This is a genomic window from Faecalibacterium langellae (assembly GCF_002549775.1).
Classification (GTDB): domain Bacteria; phylum Bacillota; class Clostridia; order Oscillospirales; family Ruminococcaceae; genus Faecalibacterium; species Faecalibacterium langellae.
In genome coordinates this window covers 208,759-231,322 of the sequence record NZ_NMTR01000021.1, presented here as the reverse complement: position 1 = coordinate 231,322, position 22,564 = coordinate 208,759, and the positions used below count along the sequence as shown (strand labels likewise).

The 22,564-nt window shown below is 60.1% G+C and carries 19 protein-coding genes and 1 pseudogene; 10 read left to right on the top strand and 10 right to left on the bottom strand.

Annotation, left to right across the window (positions count from 1 at the left end):
* Window positions 1-715: 715 nt before the first annotated feature.
* Entirely contained in the window at window positions 716-1,879 is a 1,164-nt protein-coding gene (locus CGS49_RS09655) for a pyridoxal phosphate-dependent aminotransferase (protein ID WP_097801630.1), read from the top strand.
* Between the two features lie 39 nt (window positions 1,880-1,918).
* Here the strand turns inward: CGS49_RS09655 and CGS49_RS09650 are convergent, their stop codons facing one another.
* The 3 genes from CGS49_RS09650 to CGS49_RS09640 form a co-directional block, all read right to left on the bottom strand.
* On the bottom strand, window positions 1,919-2,881 hold the full coding sequence (locus CGS49_RS09650; RefSeq protein WP_097801629.1) for a D-2-hydroxyacid dehydrogenase: 963 nt from the start codon (window positions 2,879-2,881) through the stop codon (window positions 1,919-1,921).
* A gap of 21 nt (window positions 2,882-2,902) precedes the next feature.
* Window positions 2,903-3,529 carry a hypothetical protein gene (locus CGS49_RS09645; RefSeq protein ID WP_097801628.1) on the bottom strand — a complete coding sequence of 209 codons (627 nt, stop codon included), beginning with the start codon at window positions 3,527-3,529 and terminating at the stop codon, window positions 2,903-2,905.
* Between the two features lie 86 nt (window positions 3,530-3,615).
* On the bottom strand, window positions 3,616-4,341 hold the full coding sequence (locus tag CGS49_RS09640; RefSeq protein ID WP_097801627.1) for an NAD-dependent protein deacylase: 726 nt from the start codon (window positions 4,339-4,341) through the stop codon (window positions 3,616-3,618).
* 88 nt (window positions 4,342-4,429) lie between these two features.
* Here CGS49_RS09640 and CGS49_RS09635 point away from each other — a divergent pair, with 88 nt between their 5' ends.
* Genes CGS49_RS09635 through CGS49_RS09625 form a run of 3 tightly spaced genes read left to right on the top strand, consistent with a single transcriptional unit; the run spans window position 4,430 to window position 5,636 of the window.
* Window positions 4,430-4,933, top strand: coding sequence for a methylated-DNA--[protein]-cysteine S-methyltransferase (locus tag CGS49_RS09635; RefSeq protein ID WP_097801626.1), 504 nt, complete (start codon window positions 4,430-4,432; stop codon window positions 4,931-4,933).
* Between the two features lie 42 nt (window positions 4,934-4,975).
* Entirely contained in the window at window positions 4,976-5,329 is a 354-nt protein-coding gene (locus CGS49_RS09630) for a type II toxin-antitoxin system RelE/ParE family toxin (RefSeq protein ID WP_097801625.1), read from the top strand.
* Window position 5,330: 1 nt separating this feature from the next.
* Entirely contained in the window at window positions 5,331-5,636 is a 306-nt protein-coding gene (locus tag CGS49_RS09625; protein WP_179859060.1) for a helix-turn-helix domain-containing protein, read from the top strand.
* A gap of 70 nt (window positions 5,637-5,706) precedes the next feature.
* Here CGS49_RS09625 and CGS49_RS09620 read toward each other — a convergent pair whose 3' ends face one another.
* Window positions 5,707-6,714 (bottom strand): GDSL-type esterase/lipase family protein, encoded by a 1,008-nt coding sequence (locus CGS49_RS09620; RefSeq protein ID WP_097801623.1) that lies wholly within the window; start codon window positions 6,712-6,714, stop codon window positions 5,707-5,709.
* Between the two features lie 349 nt (window positions 6,715-7,063).
* Between CGS49_RS09620 and CGS49_RS09615 the strand changes: the two genes are divergently transcribed.
* On the top strand, window positions 7,064-8,287 hold the full coding sequence (locus CGS49_RS09615; protein ID WP_097801622.1) for a 6-phosphofructokinase: 1,224 nt from the start codon (window positions 7,064-7,066) through the stop codon (window positions 8,285-8,287).
* A gap of 81 nt (window positions 8,288-8,368) precedes the next feature.
* Window positions 8,369-9,601 carry a 6-phosphofructokinase gene (locus CGS49_RS09610; RefSeq protein ID WP_097801621.1) on the top strand — a complete coding sequence of 411 codons (1,233 nt, stop codon included), beginning with the start codon at window positions 8,369-8,371 and terminating at the stop codon, window positions 9,599-9,601.
* A gap of 84 nt (window positions 9,602-9,685) precedes the next feature.
* On the opposite strand, the gene CGS49_RS09605 is transcribed toward CGS49_RS09610, so the two are convergent.
* The 5 genes from CGS49_RS09605 to CGS49_RS09585 form a co-directional block, all read right to left on the bottom strand.
* The gene (locus tag CGS49_RS09605) at window positions 9,686-11,002 is read right to left on the bottom strand and encodes a 2-hydroxyacyl-CoA dehydratase (protein ID WP_097801620.1); all 1,317 of its coding nucleotides are present in this window, start codon (window positions 11,000-11,002) and stop codon (window positions 9,686-9,688) included.
* A gap of 17 nt (window positions 11,003-11,019) precedes the next feature.
* The gene (locus CGS49_RS09600; RefSeq protein WP_097801619.1) at window positions 11,020-13,974 is read right to left on the bottom strand and encodes an acyl-CoA dehydratase activase; all 2,955 of its coding nucleotides are present in this window, start codon (window positions 13,972-13,974) and stop codon (window positions 11,020-11,022) included.
* Window positions 13,975-14,314: 340 nt separating this feature from the next.
* Window positions 14,315-15,157, bottom strand: a complete 843-nt coding sequence (locus CGS49_RS09595) for a sensor histidine kinase (protein WP_097801618.1) — start codon at window positions 15,155-15,157, stop codon at window positions 14,315-14,317.
* Window positions 15,158-15,182: 25 nt separating this feature from the next.
* Window positions 15,183-15,920: a response regulator gene (locus CGS49_RS09590; RefSeq protein ID WP_097801617.1), complete on the bottom strand. Its 738-nt coding sequence runs from the start codon at window positions 15,918-15,920 to the stop codon at window positions 15,183-15,185.
* Window positions 15,910-16,215 carry a hypothetical protein gene (locus tag CGS49_RS09585; RefSeq protein WP_242975431.1) on the bottom strand — a complete coding sequence of 102 codons (306 nt, stop codon included), beginning with the start codon at window positions 16,213-16,215 and terminating at the stop codon, window positions 15,910-15,912. Before CGS49_RS09585 ends, CGS49_RS09590 begins: the two co-directional genes overlap by 11 nt.
* Before the next feature lie 519 nt (window positions 16,216-16,734).
* Between CGS49_RS09585 and CGS49_RS09580 the strand changes: the two genes are divergently transcribed.
* Window positions 16,735-20,019, top strand: coding sequence for an ABC transporter ATP-binding protein/permease (locus CGS49_RS09580; protein ID WP_097801615.1), 3,285 nt, complete (start codon window positions 16,735-16,737; stop codon window positions 20,017-20,019).
* A 114-nt stretch (window positions 20,020-20,133) separates the two neighbouring features.
* Here CGS49_RS09580 and CGS49_RS09575 read toward each other — a convergent pair whose 3' ends face one another.
* On the bottom strand, window positions 20,134-20,646 hold the full coding sequence (locus CGS49_RS09575) for a nitroreductase family protein (protein ID WP_097801614.1): 513 nt from the start codon (window positions 20,644-20,646) through the stop codon (window positions 20,134-20,136).
* Between the two features lie 98 nt (window positions 20,647-20,744).
* Here CGS49_RS09575 and CGS49_RS09570 point away from each other — a divergent pair.
* The 3 genes and pseudogenes from CGS49_RS09570 to CGS49_RS09565 all read left to right on the top strand — a co-directional run.
* Window positions 20,745-20,981: pseudogene (locus tag CGS49_RS09570) on the top strand (iron-containing alcohol dehydrogenase); the annotation flags it as partial.
* Window positions 20,982-21,128: 147 nt separating this feature from the next.
* The gene (locus CGS49_RS14555) at window positions 21,129-21,254 is read left to right on the top strand and encodes a hypothetical protein (RefSeq protein ID WP_275542720.1); all 126 of its coding nucleotides are present in this window, start codon (window positions 21,129-21,131) and stop codon (window positions 21,252-21,254) included.
* A gap of 413 nt (window positions 21,255-21,667) precedes the next feature.
* Window positions 21,668-22,516, top strand: coding sequence for a PRD domain-containing protein (locus CGS49_RS09565; protein ID WP_097801613.1), 849 nt, complete (start codon window positions 21,668-21,670; stop codon window positions 22,514-22,516).
* Window positions 22,517-22,564 lie beyond the last annotated feature (48 nt).

The following is a 22,564-nucleotide window of genomic DNA, read 5'->3' as shown; positions in this document are numbered from 1 at the left end:
ACGGGCAGCACTCCGGGGCGCAACCCCTCTCAGGCGCTTTGCAACGCCAGCTGTTCCCCTTCTGGCACTTCGTGCCACCTCCCCCGGCCGGGGGAGTCTTTCCCGAAGGGGGAGCCTTTCGCCCTCTCAGTCAAACCCTTCGGGTTTGCCAGCTCTCCCAAGGGGAGAGCCAAGACCGTGGTGGGCACGCTTCTTGCCTCTTTTTTGAAAGGGCACCAAGGGCATACTGGGAGTGCTTCTTGCCTCTCCCTCTGGGAGAGGTGGATGCGACCAACGGGAGCAGACGGAGAGGGCGCTCCCGCTCCCCTGCGGGGAGCTGCCGCCGCAGCGGCTGAGGGGCTTTCAAATCGGAGGAGCGCGAAAAATGCTTTTAGCGAAGCGGCTAGCATTTTTCCGCTTCGACAACTGCTTTGGGGTCTGAAAGGGGCGAGCATCCCCTTTCTCGTTGTGGGGTGGGTGGAGTCCAGAGGAAGGGAGGGGGGAGTCGAAACACCCCTCCCTACCTCTGGCCCAGCGGAGCGTCCTGCGCACTTCGCCGCAAGCGCAGCACTCTCCCCTCTGCAATGAATAAATTCAAACGGCAGCGGCAGAAAGTTGAAACTTTCTCCCCCATCGGCCCTTTTCATTGCACCCGCTGGCAAAACGTGCTAAAATAGCCCTATTGTAAAAATGATTCATGTCAAAAACAAGATGGATTCAAGAGGGGTATCGTATCATGGAATTTTCCAAACGACTGGACCTGTTCGGCGACGAAATCTTCGCCGCGCTGAACGAACGCAAGGTGGCGCTGGAAGCACAGGGCCGCACCATTTACAATCTGAGCGTCGGCACGCCGGACTTTGCCCCTGCTGAGCACATCCGCAAGGCCATGATGGACGCCGCCGCCGACCCGCAGAACTGGAAGTACAGCCTGCGCGATACGCCCGAAATGCTGGACGCCGTGTGCGGCTACTATAAGCGCCGCTTCGGCGTGGAGATCACGCCGGACCAGGTGGCCAGCTGCAACGGCAGTCAGGAAGGCTGCGGCCACATCGGCATGGTGCTGTGCGACGAGGGCGACACCGTGCTGCTGCCCACCCCCTGCTACCCGGTGTTCATTGCGGGCAGCCTGCTGGGCGGCGCAAAGCCCTGGTATTACCCGCTGACGAAAGAACACGGCTTCCTGCCTTACGTCAAAGACATCCCCGAGGACGTGGCCCGCAGGGCCAAGTATATGATCGTCTCGCTGCCTGCAAACCCGGTGGGCAGCGTGGGCACGCCGGAGCTCTATGCGGAACTGGTGGCCTTTGCCAAGAAGTACGACATCCTCATCATCCACGACAACGCCTACAGCGACATCATCTTTGACGGTGCCGTGGGCAACAGCTTCTTCAACACGCCCGGTGCCATGGATGTAGGCGTGGAGTTCTTCAGTCTGTCCAAGAGCTTCAACGTCACCGGTGCCCGCATCAGCTTCCTGGTGGGCCGCCGGGACGTGGTGGCCGCCTTCAAGAAGCTGCGCGGCCAGATCGACTTCGGCATGTTCCTGCCGGTGCAGAAGGCCGCCATCGCCGCCCTGACCGGCCCGCTGGACATGGTCAAGACCCAGTGCGGCCTGTACCAGCAGCGCCGCGACGCCCTGTGCGGCGGTCTGCGTTCCATCGGCTGGAACGTGCCGGACAGCCACGGCAGCATGTTCGTGTGGGCACCCATCCCGGCCAAGTACGCAAAGAGCATGGATTTCTGTCTGGACCTCGTGGAAAAGAGCGGTGTGCTGTGCACCCCGGGTTCCAGCTTCGGCCCTCTGGGCGAAGGCTATGTGCGCTTTGCCCTCACCCTGCCGCCGGAGCGCATTGCTGAGGCGGTAAAGTCTATCAAAGTGAGCGGAATCTTAGATTAAAAAACAACGGGAACGCCGCATGGACGTTCCCGTTGTTTTTTATGCGTTCACGATATTCTCTCCCCTGTCATCCAGCCAGGTACGCAGATTGTTGGTAGTAATGTCCATCAGCCGCTGCAGGGCTTCGTTTGTGGCCCATGCAATGTGCGGCGTCAGCAGGGCGTTGGGCAGGCCGCGCAGCGGGCTTTCCTGCGGCAGCGGCTCGGTGCCAAAAGCATCGGCGCCGTAGAAGTCAAGGCGTCCGCTTTTCAGTGCGTCGGCCACAGCCTGTTCATCCACCAGTGCGCCGCGGGCGGTGTTCAGCAAGATCATGCCGGGCTTTGCCTTGGCCAGCGTCCCGGCGCTGATGAGTCCCCGGGTCGCCGGGGTAGCCGGGCAGTGCAGGCTGAGCACATCGCTGCGGGCCAGCAGGGTGTCAAAATCCACGAACTCCACGCCGTCGGCTTCGTACTCCGGCCGCACCGTGCGGGTGCACACCAGCACCTGCATGCCAAAGGCCTTGGCGATGCGGGCGGTCTGGCGGCCAATGCTGCCGTAGCCGTAGATGCCGAAGGTCTTGCCCAGCAGCTCCACCTGGGGCAGCAGGCCGTAGGCGGCCGGGTCCTCGGTGCGCCACCGGCCGTCCTGCACAAGGCGGTCATACCGGTCGGCACACTGGCAGATGGCCAGCAGCAGGCTGAAGGTCATCTGCGCCACACTATAAGTAGAGTAGCCCGGCACGTTGGCCACGGCCACGCCATGACGGCGGCAGGCTTCGAGGTCCAGGTTATCGGTACCGGTGGCGATGATGCCCACCCACTTCAGGTTCGGGCACCGGGCCAGCACCGCTTCGTCGATGCGGCACTTGTTCAAAAACACGATCTCCGCATCCCCGATGCGCGGCACGACCTGCTCCGGGGCGGTGCGCCCATAAAAGGTGATGTCCGGCACCAGTGCTTCCACGCCGGACCAGTCCAGGTCACCGGGCTGAATGGCGTAATCTTCCAGAACGACTGCTTTCATTTCAACTTTCTCACTTTCCTGTCAGACCGGGTACAGCGCCAGCACGGTACCCTGCGGGCTTTCGCGGCTTTCCAGCGCAGCATAGCCCTTTGCCAGCAGAATGGCCAGATGCACCCGGTCGGTCATCGGCACCCACACCGGCGGCACGTTTTGCCCCAGACAGTCCGCCTGCAGCCAGAAGCAGGGTGCAAGGCTGTCCAGCGGACGGATGGCCCGCAGGGCAAAGCCCTGCTGCAAATAAAACGGCAGCATCTCCTCGGCCGTGCACTCCGCCACCGCCCAGCGCGGGCGATGCCGGGCCAGAGCTTTCTGCCGGGCGGCGGCAGCCTCCAGCAGGTCCGGGAACGCTTCGGCGCGGCCCACCGGCGGGGCCAGAAAATACCCATCTGCCGCATTGCGCCCCCCTACAAAACTGCGCAGGGCTGCAGCGGCAGCGGTATCAGCATCCATGGGCAGCAGAATGCAGGCCGCATCCGGCACACGGCGCGCCCCGCACACGCCCCACACTTCGCCCACCGTGAGCATCCGCAGCACTTCGCTGCGGGGCCGGTACACGCAGCTCACCTCGCTGCGGATCAGCTGGCAGAACTCCTCTGCCGAGAGTCTTCTTGCCTGCCGCGTGCGCGGCGGTTCACAAACCTGGATCATTTCGGTTCCCCCATTCGTTTCAGAATGCTCTCAGCATACCGCAGGGGGACCAAAAATGCGCGCGAAAAAGCGCCGACCGCTTTGTTTTATTGATCCAGTTTCACGTCCTCGCTCAGCACCTGGCCGATGGGCTTTGCGATGCACAGGTCGGCTTCGGCGTCGGCACCGGTGGGCTGCATGTTGATGACCACCAGATGGTCGCCCCGGAAGTAGCGGATGAGCCCCGCCGCCGGGTACACCACCAGGCTGGTGCCGCCGATGATGAGGGTGTCCGCATGGCGGATGGCATTCACCGCGCCGGAGAGCACCTCCTCGTCCAGCCCTTCCTCATAGAGCACCACGTCGGGCTTCACGATGCCGCCGCACTCGGTGCAGCGGGGCACGCCGGTAGAATTCGCGATAAAATCGACATCATAAAACTTGCCGCAGCGGGTGCAGTAGTTGCGCAGGGTGCTGCCGTGCAGCTCGTACACGGTCTTGCTGCCTGCGGCCTGGTGCAGCCCGTCGATGTTCTGGGTGACCACCGCTTTCAGTTTGCCCTCGCGCTCCAGCTTTGCCAGCCGCAAATGTGCCGCGTTGGGCTTTGCGCCCTTCACGATGAGCTTATCGCGGTAAAAGCGGTAGAACTCCTCCGGGTGTTCCTCCCAGAAGGTGTGGCTCAGGATCGTTTCCGGGGGGTAGGCGTACTTCTGGTGGTAAAGCCCGTCCACACTGCGGAAGTCCGGGATGCCGCTCTCGGTGGAGACGCCTGCCCCGCCAAAGAACACGATGCTGCTGCTTTTTGCAAGGATATCTTCCAATGCCTGTACCATAAACAAAACCGCCCCTTTCGCTGTGCGTGTGTTTGTGTTAAGATAATTCCAGTATAGCACAAACCCACAGGAAAGGAAGCGGAAACTTTTGAACGTCTGGTATGTGAACAGCCTTCTGGGCACCTTCCGGCTGGAGGAGGACAACGATGCCATCTGCGGGCTGACCCTCTGCCCGGACGGCGTGCCGGAGCTGGAGCCTTTGCCCCGCAAGGTGTGTGAGACGCCCCTGCTGCAGGAGGCCGAGCAGCAGCTGAACGAATACTTTGCCGGTGCCCGGAAGGAGTTCGACCTGCCCCTTGCCCCGAAGGGCACGGCTTTCCAGCAGGCCGTCTGGGCCGAGATGAACAAGATCCCCTACGGGCAGACCCGCACCTACGGCCAGCTGGCCGCCGCCATCGGCCGACCCAAGGCGGCCCGCGCCGTGGGCGGGGCGTGCCACTGCAACCCCATCGCCATCATCCAGCCCTGCCACCGTGTAGTGGGCAGCAGCGGCAAGCTCACCGGCTACGCCTATGGCGTGGAGATGAAGGAGTATCTGCTGGAGCTGGAACAGCAGGACGACAGATCGTTTCTCCTTGCAACTCAGCCTTGACAATATGGCAGATATGCCATATAATAAAATCGAGAAATCAAAATGGATCAGTTTACCGTTGAATTTTATGAAACAGCAGCCGGTGAGCGGCCTGCCGAAGAATTTCTGGATTCACTGGACGTCAAAATGCGCGGAAAACTTGTCATGACCTTGAAAGTTCTGCAGGAGCAGGGCAACCGTCTGCGGGAGCCCTACAGCAAGCATCTGGAAGACGGCATCTTTGAGGTGCGCGGCAAGGTCGGCTCGGATATTTCCCGTGTGCTCTATTTCTTTTACTATGGCGGGCGCATTATCCTGACCAACGGCTTTATCAAAAAGACGCAGAAAACGCCCCGCAATGAGCTTGAAAAGGCAAAGCTCTGCCGCAAAGACTTTATGGAAAGGTTTGGTGAATGAGATGAAAACACTGGATATGTACCTGAACGAACAGCTGCAGGACGATGCTTTCCGTCAGGAATGGGAAGAAAATCAGCCTGAAATGGATATCATCCGCGCCATGGCCGACGCACGCATTGCGCAGAACCTGACCCAGAAAGAGCTTGCCGAGCGCACCGGCATCGATCAGGCCGACATCAGCAAGCTGGAAAACGGCACGCGCAACCCTTCCCTGAAGCTGCTGAAGCGTCTGGCCGACGGCATGGGAATGGACCTGAAGCTCGTCTTCACGCCCAAAAAGAACGGTCATCTTCCCACCGCACAATAATGAAAAACTACACAGAAAACGGCGGGTGCATCACTGCGATGCACCCGCCGTTCTTTTGCTCCTATTTTATTTACTGTGCGCTGTACGCACTGCCCATGGTCCAGGAGTTATCAGCGCTGTACTTTGCGTGGTTGCGCAAGTAGGTCACCCATGCGCCGTAACCGTTGCCGGCCGAGAGGTGCACACCATCCGGTGCGGCAAGCATCTCTTTCAGGTTTCCTTCGCCGTCGGCGAGAGCTTCCCACAGGTCGAGGTAGACGCAGCCCTTGCTGGCGGCCAGCTGGGCCAGCTGCTCGTTGACGCCGCGCAGCACATCGCTGGCAAGGCCCGGCTTTTTGGCAACTGCCGAGGGGCGCACCGGCGGGATGGACTGCACATAGATCACGCAGTCGTCGCCCAGCGCTTCCCGCAGCATGTCCAGCATCTGGCCATAGTAAGCCAGGAAGCGATCCGATGCGCCCAGCGTGGTGAGGGTGTTGGTGCCCAGCAGGATATACAGCTTTTTCGGCTGGGCGGCGGCCAGCACATCCAGCGCCACCTCCTGCCCGCGGGTGGGGCTCTTGACCGCACTGCGGTTCACGATGGCGTCCGGGCCCACGCCGGTGTAGCCGCAGATGAGCGCCCCGCCCAGGTTGATCTGATAATCCGAGAAGCCCACGGTCAGGCTGTCGCCCAGGAAGGCCGCATCCGAGAAGTAATTCAGGTCCACCTGGCCGCAGCTGGGCTGGCGGATGACGCTGGCGTCGTAGGCTTTGACGGTATAGGCCCCGGCGCTCTGCTTTGCCGGGCCAAAGGTCTCCAGCGTGGCGGCCTGCGCACCGGCAGTGCCGTCCGTGGCGGCGCTGTCGGAAGCCGCTTCGCCCTGCATGGGCAGCGGGGCCAGAATGTTGGCCGCAATGCCGCTGGCGTTGGTGGCCGGGGTCTCGTCGGCACCCGCCGCACCGTGTTCCAGAATGGCGGTGATGGCGTAGGCCAGCAGCAGAATGGCAATAAACGCGCCCAGCAGCCGCAGCTTTCCGCTGACGCTGCCATGCTTTGCCCGGCGCGGCGCGGAATGATATTCGTGTGAAATGCCCATGGTATTTCCAGCTTTCTCCATTTTTCTCGCACGGTAAAAGGGTTTTACAGGCCCGGTGCCGTGCGCCTTTTCATTTTATCATAATTTTTTTGCCTGCGCAACCAATTGGGTCTTGCATACAACAGGCAAAACGGGTACAATAAGGATGTGGCAATTTTGCACATTTTACAAAAAGCGTGTGCACATGCCGCAAACTTTTTTGTATCACTTGCAACGTCCGGTTTGTTTGCCGCCGGTCTGCGGGCAGTGCAGGGCCCAAAGATCTCTCTCCTACGCACAGCGGCGCAGAGGCCGGAGACGTGCAGCGATGTACAAATGATAAGAACTGAATTTGTAAAAGGAGGTACTCATGGCCAAGAACGTCATCATTGGTCAGAGCGGCGGCCCCACCGCCGTGATCAACTCCAGCCTGGCAGGCGTGTACAAAGCCGCCTGCAGTCTGGGTGCAGACAAGGTGTACGGCATGAAGTACGGCATCGAAGGTCTGCTGAAGGAAGAACTGCTGGAACTGAACGTCCTGCTGGACGACCGCATGAGCATCGAGCTGCTCAAGCGCACCCCGTCCAGCTACCTGGGCAGCTGCCGTTTCAAGCTGCCGGACCCGGACGTGGATTCCACGCCCTTCGTCAAGCTGTTCACCCTGTTTGACAAGTACGATATCTGCGCGGTGTTCTACATCGGCGGCAACGACTCCATGGACACCATCGCAAAACTTTCCCGCTACGGCACACAGGTGGGCAGCAGCGTGCGGTTCATCGGCGTGCCGAAGACCATCGACAACGACCTTTGCCTCACCGACCACACCCCCGGTTACGGCTCGGCAGCAAAGTACATCGCCACCATCCTGAAGGAAGTCATCCGCGATTCTTCCGTGTATGACATCCGCAGCGTGACCGTGGCCGAGATCATGGGCCGCCACGCAGGCTGGCTTGCCGGTGCGGCCTGCCTTGCCGGCGGCGACGACTGCGAGGGCCCGGACCTGATCCTGCTGCCCGAAGTGCCTTTTGACGAGGAAAAATTCCTGACGAAGGTGGACCAGCTGCAGCGGGTGAAGCCCAACGTCATCATCGCAGCCAGCGAGGGCGTCAAGACCGCCGACGGCACCTATCTGTGCGATCTGGTGTCCACCGCCGGGCAGCTGGACGCCTTCGGCCACAAGGCCGTGCTCAGCGGCACCAGCCGCTACCTCTCGGAGCTCATCCACGACAAGCTGAACTGCAAGAGCCGTGCCATCGAGTTCTCCACCCTGCAGCGCTGCGCCAGCCACTTGGCCAGCCGCACCGACGTGAACGAGGCCTACGCGGTGGGCGGTGCGGCCGCAGCCGCAGCCTTTGCAGGCGAGACCGGCCGCATGATCGCGCTGGAGCGCATCTCCAGCTATCCCTACCAGTGCATCGCAAAGTCGGTGGACGTGCAGCAGGTGGCAAACCTTGAGAAAAAGGTGCCGCTGGACTGGATCACCCCCGACGGCATGCAGGTGACGGCGGCCTTTGAGGAGTACGCCCGCCCGCTGATCCTGGACGAAGTGACCCCCGTGTACGTCAACGGCACCCCGCGCCACATCCGCCTGTAAGTCCCCTTCCCCGCGTCTGTTTTTGTGCACCTGCACATTTGATAAATGCCAAAACAGAAAAACAAAAAAGGAGAAATCATCATGGGTAAAAATGCAATCGTTGGTCAGTCTGGCGGTCCTACTTCCGTCATCAATGCGAGCCTTGCGGGCGTCTTTGAAAGCTGCAAGAGCCGCGGTGCCGACATCGTCTACGGCATGTGCAACGGCGTCGCCGGTCTGCTGGAGGAGCGTGTGGTGGACCTTTCCACCGTGCTGACCGACGACCTGGACATTGAGCTGCTCAAGCGCACGCCGTCCAGCTTCCTGGGCAGCTGCCGCTACAAGCTGCCCGACTGGCACGAGGACGAAGCCGTGTACAAAAAGCTGTTTGCCATTCTGGAAAAGCTGAACATCGGCTACTTCTTCTACATCGGCGGCAACGACTCCATGGACACCATCGGCAAGCTGGCCGACTACGGTGCCCGCATCGACAGCGACATCCGCTTCATGGGCGTACCCAAGACCATCGACAACGACCTGATGGTCACCGACCACACCCCCGGTTACGGCTCTGCGGCCAAGTACATCGGCGTGGTGATGAAGGAGATCATCCGTGACGCCACCGTGTACGGCACCAAGTACGTCACCGTGGTGGAGATCATGGGCCGCAACGCTGGCTGGCTGACCGCCGCTGCTGCTCTGGCCAAGAGCGACGACTGCGAGGGCGTGGACATGATCTGCCTGCCCGAAGTGCCCTTCAACGTGGATCACTTTGTGGAGAAGGTGCGCGTGATGCAGGAGAAGAAGCCCAGCATCGTCATCGCCGTGTCCGAGGGCGTCAAGCTGGAGGATGGCCGCTACGTCTGTGAGCTGGCCGATGACGTGCACGCTGTGGACGCTTTCGGCCACAAGGCCCTGACCGGTACGGCCCGCTTCCTGGCCAACGTGGTGGCCCGCAATCTGGACACCAAGACACGCTGCATCGAGCTTTCCACCCTGCAGCGCTGCGCCGGCCATCTGACCAGCCGCACCGACATCACCGAGGCCTATCAGGTGGGCGGTGCTGCCGCCAAGGCTGCCTTTGAGGGCGTGACCGGCCAGATGGTGGCCCTGAAGCGCATCTCCAACAGCCCGTACCAGTGCACCACTGAGCTGCACCCCATCAGCGAGGTGGCAAACCTTGAGAAGAAGGTGCCGCTGAGCTGGATGAACGAAAACCACACCCAGATGACCGAGGAGTTCCTGGAGTACGCCCGCCCGCTGATCCAGGCTGAGCTGACCCCGCTGTACATCGCCGGTCTGCCCCACCACATCTACCTGAAGAAGCAGAAGTGATGGTTTCCCCTTTTGAACTGTTCTAAGGCATAAAAACCGCCCGCCCGGATGCATTTCCGGGCGGGCGGTTTGTTTATCTTATGGTTATACGGTCGCACCGACCTTCGGGGCACCGCCTGCGATTTCCTCGGCGGTCAGGGGCTTTGCCTCGGCCGGGGCGTTCAGCCGCTCCTTGGCCACTGCCAGCATCAGCTTGATGCGGTTTTCCTGGTTGACCTTGGTGGCACTGGGGTCGTAGTCGATGGGGGTGATATTGGCGCTGGGGTACAGCGCACGGATCTTGTTCACCATGCCTTTGCCCACGATGTGGTTGGGCAGGCAGCCGAAGGGCTGGGCACACACGATGTTGCCGTAGCCGCCCTGCACCAGCTCGATCATCTCGGCGGTCAGCAGCCAGCCCTCGCCCATCTTGGCACCCAGCGAAATGATGCCCTTGGGCTTTTCCACCAGTTCCTTGAAGGGGCCGGGGGCGTAGAACCCGGCGTCGGCTTCGGCCTTGAGCATGGCGCGCTCGATGCTGTCCAGCCAGTTCAGGAACTGGTCGATGCCGATCTTCACGGCCAGCTTGCCGCCGTACAGGATGTGGTCCTCGCCCATGTTGAAGGCGCAGTACTGCACAAAGCCCATCAGCCCCGGGAAGTTCACCTCACAGTCCTGACTTTCGAGGAACTTCTGCAGGTCGTTGTTGCCCAGCGGGCTGTACTTGACGTAAATTTCGCCCACGACGCCCACCTTCACCTTGGGCACCCGGGTGATGGGGATGTTTGCAAAGTCCGCTGCAATGAGCGGGAAGGTATGCTTCATCTCCTTGGAAGTGTAGCCCTTGCCTGCCAGCAGCACACGGCCCAGACGGGTGACCCACAGGTCTACCATCTTGTCGGCGGCGCCCTTCTCATTTTCATACGGTGCCACCTGATTGCGCAGAGCGCACAGCATATCGCCGTAGAAGATGCAGGCCAGCGCGCGGCGGGCCAGCGGCAGGGTCATCTGGAAGCCGCTGTCTTTTTCCAGGCCCGAGAAGTTCAGGCTGGCGACAGGAATTTGCGGGTAACCGGCCTTCACCAGTGCTTTGCGCAGCAGGTGGATGTAGTTGGACGCACGGCAGCCGCCGCCGGTCTGGGTGATAAGCAGCGCAGTGTGGTCGAGATCATACTTGCCGCTGTTCAGTGCGTCCAGGAACTGGCCGATGACCAGCAGGGCCGGATAGCAGGTGTCGTTGTGGACATATTTCAGGCCCAGCTGTGCCACAGCACTGCCGCAGTTGCCCAGAATTTCGCACTTGTAGCCGTCGTAGCGCAGGGCGTACTCCAGCAGGCGGAACTGGGTAATGGCCATGTTGGGGATGAGGATGGTGTGGGTCTTCTTCATCTCCGGGGTAAATTTGGGGTAATTGTATTCCATAGGTTCCTCCTATGTTCTCAGGCTTCTGCCTTGGCGGCGGCCTTTTCCTCGGCCACCTCGTCGCGCTCATCCAGCGCGGCAAACAGACTGCGCAGGCGGATGTTCACCGCACCCAGGTTGGTGATCTCGTCGATCTTGAGCTGGGTGTACAGCTTGCCGCCTGCCTGCAGGATCTCGCGGGTCTCGTCGGTGGTAATGGCATCCACGCCGCAGCCGAAGGACACCAGCTGCACCAGATCCATATCCTTCTGGGTGGTGCAGTATTTGGCGGCGGCATACAGGCGGCTGTGGTAGGTCCACTGGTTCAGCACACTGGTGGGGAACTTCTGCACCCGATTGGAAATGCTGTCCTCGGTGACAACGGCGGCCCCGTGGCGGGTAATCAGGCGGTCGATGCCGTGGTTGACCTCCGGGTCCACATGGTACGGGCGGCCTGCCAGCACGATGATGCGCTTGCCCTGACGGCGTGCCTCGTCGATGATGGCGCTGCCCTTCACGCGGATCTTTGCCATGTGGGCTTCGTACTCGGCGTAGGCGGCGTCGGCTGCAGCCTGCACTTCCTTCTCGGAGATGCCGCCGAAGTACTTGGGCAGGATGTTCTTTGCCATCTTGTGCACAAAGTCCTTCGGACGGTGGATGCCCACATAGTCATAGATGAACTTGGTGCCTTCCAGCTCCGGGCAGTTGCCGGCCAGAACCTCGGGGTAATAGGCCACCACCGGGCAGTTATAGTGGTTGTCGCCCAGGCCCTCGTCCACATTGTAGGTCAGGCAGGGGTAGAAGATGGCGTCCAGCTGCATCTGGCTCAAGGCCTTGATGTGGCCGTGGCTCAGCTTTGCCGGGAAGCAGGCGGTGTCGCTGGGGATGGTGGCCTGACCAGCCAGATACAGCCCGCGGCTGGACACCGGGCTGGTGTGCACCGCAAAGCCCAGCTTCGTCCAGAATGCCCACCAGAAGGGCAGCAGTTCGTAGAAGCCCAGGCACAGCGGGATGCCGATGGAGCCGCGCTTACCGGCCACCGGCTTATACTCAGCCAGCAGCTGCTGCTTGTAGGCGTACAGGTTCAGGCTGTCGTCGGCGCTCTTGCCGGTGACGGGCTTATCGCAGCGGTTGCCGGAGATGTACTTGCGGCCATCCGCAAAGGTGTTGACGGTGAGCTGGCAGTGGTTGCCGCAACCGCCGCACTTGACGCTGACCACCTTCTGCTCGAACTTTTCCAGTTCTTCCTCGCTCATCATGGCCGAGGTGGTGCTGTGGGCCTTCTGGCTCTGGCGCAGGCCGAACAATGCCGCGCCGTAAGCGCCCATCAGACCGGCGATGTCCGGGCGGATGACCTCCACGCCCATCTCCTTTTCAAAGGCGCGGAGCACGGCTTCGTTGTAGAAGGTGCCGCCCTGCACCACGATCTTGCGGCCCAGTTCTTCGGGGCTGGACGCGCGGATGACCTTGTACAGTGCGTTCTTGACCACGCTGATGGACAGGCCGGCCGAGATGTTCTCGATGCTGGCACCGTCCTTCTGGGCCTGCTTCACCGAGCTGTTCATGAACACGGTGCAGCGGCTGCCCAGGTCCACCGGGCGGTCTGCGAACAGACCCAGCGCGGCAAACTCCTTGACGTCATAGCCCAGGGCCTGCGCAAAGGTCTGCAAAAAGCTGCCGCAGCCGGAGGAGCAGGCTTCGTTCAGGAAGATGTTGCTGATGGCACCATCCTCGATCTTGAAGCACTTCATATCCTGACCGCCGATGTCGATGATGAAGTCCACATCCGGCATGAAATATTTGGCTGCGGTAAAGTGAGCAACCGTTTCCACCAGACCGTAATCGCAGCGGAAGGCGTTCTTCACCAGTTCTTCGCCGTAGCCGGTGGTGGTCACGCTGGCCACCTGCAGGCCCGGGTGCTCTTTATAAATTTTCAGCAGCTGCTCCCGGATGAGGGGCAGCGGGTTGCCGAGGTTCGGCTGGTAGTTGGTGTAGAGGATCTGGCTCTTTTCGTCCACGACCACCAGCTTGACGGTGGTGGAACCGGAGTCGATGCCGATGTGTACCGGGCCGCACTGAGCGCTGAAGGGCACGCGGGGCACACTGTGGGACATGTGGCGTGCGTGGAAGGCCTCGTATTCTTCCTTGCTGGCGAACAGCGGCGGCTCGCTGGCATAGGTGGCGGTGGCGGCGTACTGGTCCAGCGCGTCGGCCACTTCGCTCAGCACGAAGGCCTTGTCGGCATAGAGGGCAGCGCCCAGCGCCACATACAGCAGGCTGTTTTCCGGGCAGGTGCCGGTGACGTTCAAAGCTTCGTCAAAGCTCTTGCGCAGCACGGTGCTGAAGGTGAGCGGACCACCCAGATACAGGATGTTGCCCTTGATGGGGCGGCCCTGTGCCAGGCCTGCAATGGTCTGGTTGACCACAGCCTTGTAGATGCTGGCAGCGATGTCCTCGGTGCGGGCACCCTGGTTGATCAGCGGCTGCACGTCACTTTTTGCGAACACGCCGCAGCGGGACGCGATGGTGTAGGTACGCTGGGCATTCTCAGCGGCCTTGTTCATCTCGTCGGCACTCATCTTCAGCAGAGTGGCCATCTGGTCGATGAAGGCACCGGTGCCGCCGGCACAGCTGCCGTTCATGCGCACTTCGGTGCCGTTGGTCAGGAACAGAATTTTGGCATCCTCGCCGCCCAGCTCAATGACGCAGTCGGTCTCCGGCACGAAGCGCTTGACCGCCACGCGGGTGGAGAACACCTCCTGCACAAAGGGCACGCCGCAGCTGTCGGCCAGGCCCATGCCGGCAGAGCCGGAGATGCTCAGCAGCGCCTTCTCGCCATGCAGCTGCTCGGCATCAATGCGGCGCAAAAGCTCCTGCGCCTTTTCCAGGATATGACTATAATGTCGTTCGTATGTAGAATACAGCAGTTCATCATGCTCGCCCAGCACCACACACTTGATGGTAGTGCTGCCGATGTCAAGACCTACTCTCACGTTGTTTTTCCTCCTAAGGACAAATGCCGGAGGCCAGGCCCCCGGTAAACGGCAAAAACTCTCTGCCAGAAATTGTTCGTTAGCGAATCATCTCGTCCGTTCGCATACAGGTGTATTATAATCCAATTTTGCGGCACAATCAATGTGCTGGTCTTATTTTACACGGAAAAAATAGTATTTTCCGCTCGAAAAGTTAAACATTTTGTGAACTTGCCTGCTTTTGGGGCACTGTTTTTCCGCGCAGCAAAGTTTCTTTGCCACATCGCGCAAAAAAGGGCCGCTGCACGGATGGGGTGTTCCCACCGCACAGCGGCCCTGCTGCTTTTCTTCTTATAATGTGTCAGAGATCGTCGGGGTCGCCGCGCTCCGGCATGGTGCGCAGCTCCTTCACCAGCATGGTGCGCAGCTGATACCGCTTTTGCATCTGCGTGAACCCGCTGTCCGCGTGCAGCTCCACCGTCTGCCCAACACTGCGGTCGCTGCTGAGCGGGATGGTCACCACTGCCTGCGTGCCGCATTCCGGCGCTTTTTCCACCCGCAGGCCCCAGCCCATGCGGCGGCAGCACTCGCGGCAGAGCAGCAGGCCCAGCCTTGCCCCGCCCAAAAAGCACTGCCGGTTCCTCAGCCAGGCGTCCTCCCCGCTGTCCGGCAGGCCGCAGCCGTTGTCCAGCAGCGTCAGCTGCCAGAAGCTCTCGCTGCGCCGCAGCACGATCTGCACTTTGCCGCCCTCGCTGCAGGCGCGCAGCGCATTGGACAGCAGATGCAGCAAAAGCAGCTCGGCATCGCTGCGCTCGGCCAGCACATGGCAGGTGGTCCAGCCGCCGTAGTCCAGCGTCAGCTCCACCTTGAGCTGCTCCTGGATCATATCCGCCTGTGCCGCGATCTGCTGCAGAAGATCGCACAGGTCCATGGGGTAAAGACGGGGCAGTTCTTCTGCGCGAAGATACTCCAGCAGAGTCATCACCTCGTTCACGGTGCGGTCCAGCTGGGCGCTTGCCGCGCTGATGTCCGTCACCGCCTGCCGGGACTCCTGGTCGGCCCCGGTGCGGGCAAGGTGCTGGTCCAGGTATTCGCAGTTGCGGCTGATGAGGGTCAGCGCATGAAAGCACGCCTGCTCCACAGCCTTCTGCGGCACGGCCTGGACCGACAGCTCGGTGGGTTCATTCTGCAGCATCTGCTCCATTCTGTTGCTCCTCTCAGGCTGCCGGTCACGGCTCTTTCTGCCGCCGCAGCTGGTTCTTGACCGCGTAGATCAGCTTGCCCGTGGTCAGTTTATCCCCGGCAAAGCCGTTTTCCTGTTTGAAGGTGCTCCACGCCTCGTTGGGGGCGGCTTCCAGCTGGTCGATCATCCGCCGGATGCCGCTGTCCACCGCCGAGACCGAGACATTGTACTGCTGGCCCACGGCCTGCAAAATCTCCTTGCGGATGGCCATCTTCTGCGAGTTGCCGAACACCACGCCCACCGCGCAGGTCAGGTAGCCGCAGTTCACATCCGGCTGCTGCAGGCCCCAGCTGTCGTAAAGCGCGTGGCACTGGCGCTCCAGTTTCTGGCCCTGCTGGCCCGGCATCCGGTACAGCTCCCGCAGCAGGCTTTTCAGGTCTGCCTGCTCGACGCAGAAGATCCCTTCCTCCGTTTCCATGCACAGGGCCGATTCGTTGTTGCGCCGGGCCTCGTTGAACAGCAGCAGCACCGGCCGCTGCTCCAGCGCACGGATGTGCTCCATGAACTCCAGCCCGGTCATATCCTCCATCTCGTTGCACAGGATAGCCACGTCGAACGAGTGGTCCTGCTGCAAGCACCGGAACAGGCGTTCCCCGCTCAGAAAGCAGGTGCAGCTGATGGGAGCCCCTTCCTCCTCCAGATAATGCTTCTGGACACGCAGCTCTTTGCGGTCGTAGCTTGCAAGGGCGATCTTCAGTGGTTTGAACATGCGGTCATTGTCCACGCAGCGCCCCGCCTTTCTGCTCAAGCCGATCTGCCGTGGTCAGTTCCTCCATCACATCCTGCCAGATCTCCGGCTGCACGCCATTTTCACACAGATATTGCAGGATGCGGTAGCAGGATTCCGGCGCGGCAGCCAGATACAGGCTCTCCATGCGCGGCCCGCTGCCGGTGCGGCAAAGTGTCAGCCGACAGCCGTTTTCATCTTCGGCATCCAGTGAATATACCAGCGTATACGCCTTCTGCAGACCGTCGATCGCAGAAAACTGACGAATCATGGGTGAAAATGTACGTTCCATATGAGTTCCTCCTTGCTACAAGGCTTTCCAACGCTTTTCGGCGCCCCTTGTTTTTTCTTTTTCTATTTTAAAGAGCAAAGCGGGAACCGTACAATCCTTAAAAAGTGTCTAAAAACGTCATTTTCATTTTTGCGCTGTTTTTGTGTCGTTTTTCCGTTTTCTGCGACGAATCAGCGCGCGATCATACGTTTTATCGTGTTTTATTTGTGTCGTTTTTCCGACACATTTTTGGCCTCGGCGTGCCGTTTCAGCCCCGGCACGCATCACCTCTTTTAAAATAGCACGAATCCGGCGCAAATTCAACCGTCTGGGAATTCTTTCCCGCTTTTTTACCGGGAAAAGTCTGTTTTCTGCCCAAAATCATCGCAGGTGCAAATTTTCTCAGTGTATTATACATAGTTTCTTCACATTCTTCTGATAGAATAAAATGGTTTATTGTCAAACTGCGAGAAAAGTCTGTTTTATAATAGGTACAACGAACGGCGCTTTTGCGGAAAAGCAGCCGGAAAGGCACGGCACATGCTTCAACTCAACCACATCCGAAAAGAATACCGCACGGGCGACCTTGTCCAGAAAGCGCTGGACGATGTCAGCCTGAACCTGCGCGACAACGAATTTGTCGCCATCCTCGGCCCGAGCGGCTCCGGCAAGACGACGCTGCTGAACATCATCGGCGGCCTGGACCGCTACGACAGCGGCGACCTTGTCATCAACGGCGTCTCCACCCGGAAGTACACCGACCGCGACTGGGACTCCTACCGCAACCACACCATCGGCTTTGTGTTCCAGAGCTACAACCTCATCCCGCACCAGACGGTGCTGGCCAATGTGGAGCTGGCCCTGACCATCTCCGGCATCTCCAAGGCCGAGCGCCGCCGCCGGGCGGCCAAAGCGCTGGAAGATGTGGGCCTGGGCAGCCAGCTGCACAAGCACCCCAGCGAGATGTCCGGCGGCCAGATGCAGCGCGTGGCCATCGCCCGCGCCCTGGTGAACAACCCCGACATCCTGCTGGCGGACGAGCCCACCGGTGCGCTGGACAGCGAGACCAGCATCCAGGTGATGGAACTGCTGAAGGACGTGGCCCGGGACCGGCTGGTGGTCATGGTCACCCACAACCCCGAGCTGGCCGAGCAGTACGCCACCCGCATCGTCCGGCTGAAGGACGGCGTCATCCGTGCGGATTCCGACCCCTTTACGCCGGACACCGCCGCGCTGACGCCGCCGGTGCACAAAAACCTGGGCCATTCGTCCATGTCCCCCCTCACGGCCCTCTCGCTGAGCTTCAACAACCTGCTCACCAAAAAGGCCCGCACCCTGCTCACCGCCTTTGCAGGCTCCATCGGCATCATCGGCATCGCGCTGATCCTTTCGCTCTCCAACGGCGTCAGCAACTATATCAGCGATATGGAGCGCTCCACCCTTTCGGAATATCCCATCCAGATCACCTCCAACGGGGTGGACCTGGCCTCCCTGCTGGACCCGGAAAGCTATGCTTCCGCCGTCAGCGGCGAGACTTCGGCCAGCTCCGACTCCTCGCTGGAAGGCATGGTCACCGTGCGCCGCCTGCTCTCGCAGCTGACCGAGAACACCACCAACGTCAACGACCTGAGCGCCCTGCGGGACTATCTGGAAAGTGACGCTTCTTCCGTAAAGGAGAACGCGGCCTCGGTGGAATACGCCTACGGCGTTGCGCCCCAGCTCTACCGCCAGAATGCGGATGGCACCGTGCGCCGGGTCTTCCCGGACAACACCCTCTCGAGCCTGAACAACACCACCACGGCGGCCGGCATCGTCTCCTCCATGAGCAACCAGAACGTGTTCTGCGAAATGGCCGAGGAGCCCTCCCTTTACGAGGACCAGTACGACGTGAAGGCAGGCCGCTGGCCGGACCGCTACGACGAAGCCGTGCTGGTGCTGAACGCCGACGGCAGCGTTTCGGACTACGCGCTCTACCTGCTGGGCCTGCTGGACGACGCCGAGCTGGACAACTTCATCCGCGAATATACCAAGAACCACAACATCGACCTGCCCGAGGACTACGGCACCTACAACTACGAAGACTTCCTCGGCCTTTCCTATAAGATCATCACCACGTCCGACCTGTATGCCTACGACGAGGACCTCGGATTCTGGCGCAGCCACGCCGACGACGAGGATTATCTGGAGCAGCTGGCCGCCGAGAGCCCGGCTTTGACCATCGTGGGCGTGGTACAGCCCAAAGCCGACGCCTCCTCCACCATCCTGCCCACCGGTGTGGCCTACACCCACGCGCTGACCTACTACACGATGGACCACGCGGCGGAAAGCGAGATCGTCAAGCAGCAGCTGGAAAACCCGGATGTGAACGTGCTGACCGGTGAGCCCTTTGAGGCCGACGAAGATTCCGACGGCTTCGACATCACCTCGCTGTTCTCGGTGGACACCGACGCGCTGCAGAGCGCCTTCCAGTTCGACTCCAGCAAGCTGCAGTTCGACCTGAGCGGTGCCTTTACACTGAACGGCAGCTCGGTCGATCTTTCCAGCCTGCTGGACCCCGCGGATTTCTCGCTGGACCTGGACCTGAGCGACATCGACATGAGCGATGTGGAGCTGCCCACCATGGAGGATATGGACCTGAGCAGCCTGTTCGAGGACATGGACCTGTCCGTCTCGCAGGATGCGCTGCAGCAGCTGATGAAAGACATCATGAACGGCTACAAGCGCTATATCATCGGCAACGGCATCCTGAACCTGGACAAGATCGGCTTCTCCTCCTATATGGAGAGCGACCTGTTCAAGCAGATCCTGTCTGACTCCATGGGCGATCTGCTGGACACCTCTGGCCTGCAGGAGCAGTTTGCCGCTTCCCTGCAGCAGAACCTGCAGACCGTGATGACCAGCTATCTGGAATGTTACTCCGAACAGCTGGGCCAGAAGCTGGGCGAAGCGCTGCAGGCGAAGCTCACCGCCGCCATCCAGACCCAGATGAGCACGGTGATGCAGCAGCTGATGAGCCAGCTGGCCGGCCAGTTCAGCCAGCAGATCCAGACCGCCATCCAGACGAACATCGCCGCACTGGGCAGCCAGATGGAAGACGCCCTGCAGATCGACGCAGAGACCTTCCAGAGCGCCATCCAGCTCAACATGTCCAACGACGAGCTGGTGAACCTGGTGAAAAACACCCTGCAGTCCACCTCCACCACCAGCACCAGCGTGCTGGCTTCGCTGGGCTACGTGGATTACTCCACGCCGGGCTCCATCTGGATCTACCCAAAGAGCTTTGAGTCCAAGAACCAGATCGTGGACGAGCTGAACGCCTACAACGACGCCATGCGCGCCCAGGGCGAAGACGACAAGGTGATCGTGTTCTCGGATACGGTGGGCACCCTGATGAGCGCCGTGACCAAGATCGTGGATATGGTCAGCAATGTGCTGGTGGCCTTTGTGGCCATCTCGCTGGTGGTGTCCTCCATCATGATCGGCGTCATCACCTATATCAGCGTGCTGGAGCGCCGCAAGGAGATCGGCATCCTGCGTGCCATCGGTGCTTCCAAGCGCAACGTCTCGGAGGTGTTCAACGCCGAGACCTTCATCATCGGCCTGTGCTCCGGCGTCATGGGCGTGGGCCTGAGCCTGCTGCTGCTCATCCCGGGCAACATGCTCATCCACTCCATCTCCGGTTCCAGTGATGTGACCGCCTCGCTGCCGCTCTCTGCGGCGCTGATCCTCATTGCGCTGGCCACCCTGCTGACCATCCTGGGCGGCCTGATCCCCGCCCGCAGTGCGGCCAAGAGCAACCCGGTCATCGCCCTGCGCTCGGAGTAAGCGCTCCCTCAAATACCCGCATAAAACAGAACACCGCCGCGGCTTCTCCCCTGCTTTTTGCAGGAAGAACGCCCACGGCGGTGTTTTTTGTTTGTTATGGGGATCGGCGGCCAGTTACAGGTAAGCCACGGTCTCGCTCAGCGGCTTGCGCGAATCGTGGTTCGGCAGCGGCTTCACGCCTTCGGCAGCGTAGCCGAGGTCCAGGAGCATCAAGATTTCCTCGTTCTCCGGCAGGCCCAGGGCTTTTGCCAGCTGGTCCGGGTCGAAGAAGTTGACCCAGCAGCTATCCACGCCCTCGTTGGCGGCGGCCAGGATCATGTGAGTGGCCACGATGGTGGCATCCTCCACGCCGGAGGTGCGCTTGCCACCGGGGTAAGTGAACATGTTGTTGCGGTCGAACGCCGCCACTACGCAGGTGGGTGCGCTGTAGCGGCAGGGCGTAGCCTGGTCGATCTTCGCCAGCCCCTCTGCCGACTGGACGACATAGATGCGCTGCTCCTGGAAGTTTTTCGCCGTCGGTGCCAGCCGCCCGGCCTCCAGGATCGCGCGGAGCTTCGCGTCTTCCACCTTGCGCTGCCCGAAGTTCTTGCAGGAATAGCGTTTTTCAATGACCTGAGTAAATTCCATTTTGTTTCCCTCCTGTCGTTTGGAACGGTCCTTCTTTGTGTATTGTACCACGCCCTGCCAGAAAATTCCACTGCTGTCTTGTGCAGCGACGCGGCTGTGTGCAGGAGGGCGCAAAGCTGGCCCGTGAAAACCATGTAGACCTGATCCTTGCCGTGGGCGGCGGTTCCGTGTCCGACTGCTGCAAGGTGGTGTCGGCGCAGGCAAAGGCGGACTTTGCCTTCCTCGACCCGACCTATTCCCTGTCGGTTCCGTTCAAGCAGGTTATTTCCGGCGCATTCGATACCCTGAGCCACGCCATGGAAACCTACTTCGGCATCCCGGCAGACACCGACCTCAAGGCTGTGGCCGATTCCACCGTGCTCACCGGCGGCTGCTGCAAGAAGCTGAGCCGCGAAGAACTGCTGGACATCCTCAACGAGTGCAGGTAATATACAGGCCCTTGAGAGAGATGGCTCACATGGGAGTTCAAAGGAGGCCAGATCATGAGCATTAAGTACACTACTCCTGCCCAACACAAAAGCGACCTCCGCAATGTGTGCGGCACCTTCGCCATTGAAGGCATGACCATCAGCAAAGATACGCGCAGCAACCTTGACCGTCTTTTGTGAAGGTGATGAGTTACGGGATGGAGCACAGCTTTCTCCGCAATGATCTCGATTGAAAATCACTGCACATATAAAGCAAAAAAGGAAGATTCCTACTTGTCAATCTGCTGTAGAAAATCACCTAATTTTGAGTAAAATTGACAAAGTGAAAAAGAAATCCGTTTTCATCTTGACACTCCACAAAGAATATGGTATTGTAATTAAGTATAAAATAAATTGTTCTTCAAGTGCTTAATTTGTTCGTGCCTTACAAAAAAGAAAATTGTATGTGAGCAGCGTCGTTGGATTGTTACCGTTTGGCGGGCTAGACCAACTCTGCATAGCACAAGCCGAAAGCGTGTTTCAGCCTTCGGTATGTTTGCTGTGTCGAGGATGGTCTTTTTTTATTGCCTTTTTCAACTTGAGGAGGAGAAACAATGCAATATACCGTCAAAAAGCCGATCAACAACAACATTCTGCGCGTGGTGGACCCCACGGGCTGTGAGCTGATCGTCACCGGGCGCGGCCTGGGCTTTGGTGTTAAGCCGGGCTATAAAATCGAGGCTGAAACCGTGGAGCACAGCTACCGCATGACCAGCCCTGCCGTGCAGCAGAAGTTGGTGGAACTTCTGGAACAGATCCCGTATGAGCATCTGCTGCTCACCGACGAGCTGGTGGCAATGATCCGCAGCCGGGTGAACTACCCGCTGAACGAAAGCCTGCTCATCACGCTGGCAGACCACATCAGTTTTGCCATCCAGCGCAGCGAGCAGGGGATTCGCTTTTCCAACCCGCTGATGGCTCCTATTCGGGAATTCTACCCGGAAGAGTATCGCCTTGGCATGGAGTGCCTTGCCGCCATCCGCCAGCGCTGCCATGCAGACCTTTCGGACGACGAGGGCGGCTTCATTGCGCTGCACATCGTCAACGCAGAGCTCAACACCACCATGAGCGTGGTGAACGATGTCACCCGCTTTGTGGATGGCTGCGTGCAGGTAGTGGAATGCTTTTACAACTGCCACTTTGACCGGGATGCGCTGAATTTCAGCCGCTTTACAGTACATTTACGCTTTTTTGCGCAGCGCGTATTTCAAGGAAAACAGGAGCAGGAAAACGATACCCACGACGAAGTGTTCCGCGCCCTGATTGCCCGCAATTGCAGCGAACACTACAAATGCGCCTGCTGCATTGCGGAGTATGTCCGCAACACCTGGCACAAGGAGCTTTCGGACGAGGAACTGGTGTTCCTTACGATCCATCTGAAACGGATTCGGATGGGGAAGTAAGCTTTCTTGATTCACCTTCGATTCTCCACAGGGTCTTTCCTGTGTGGA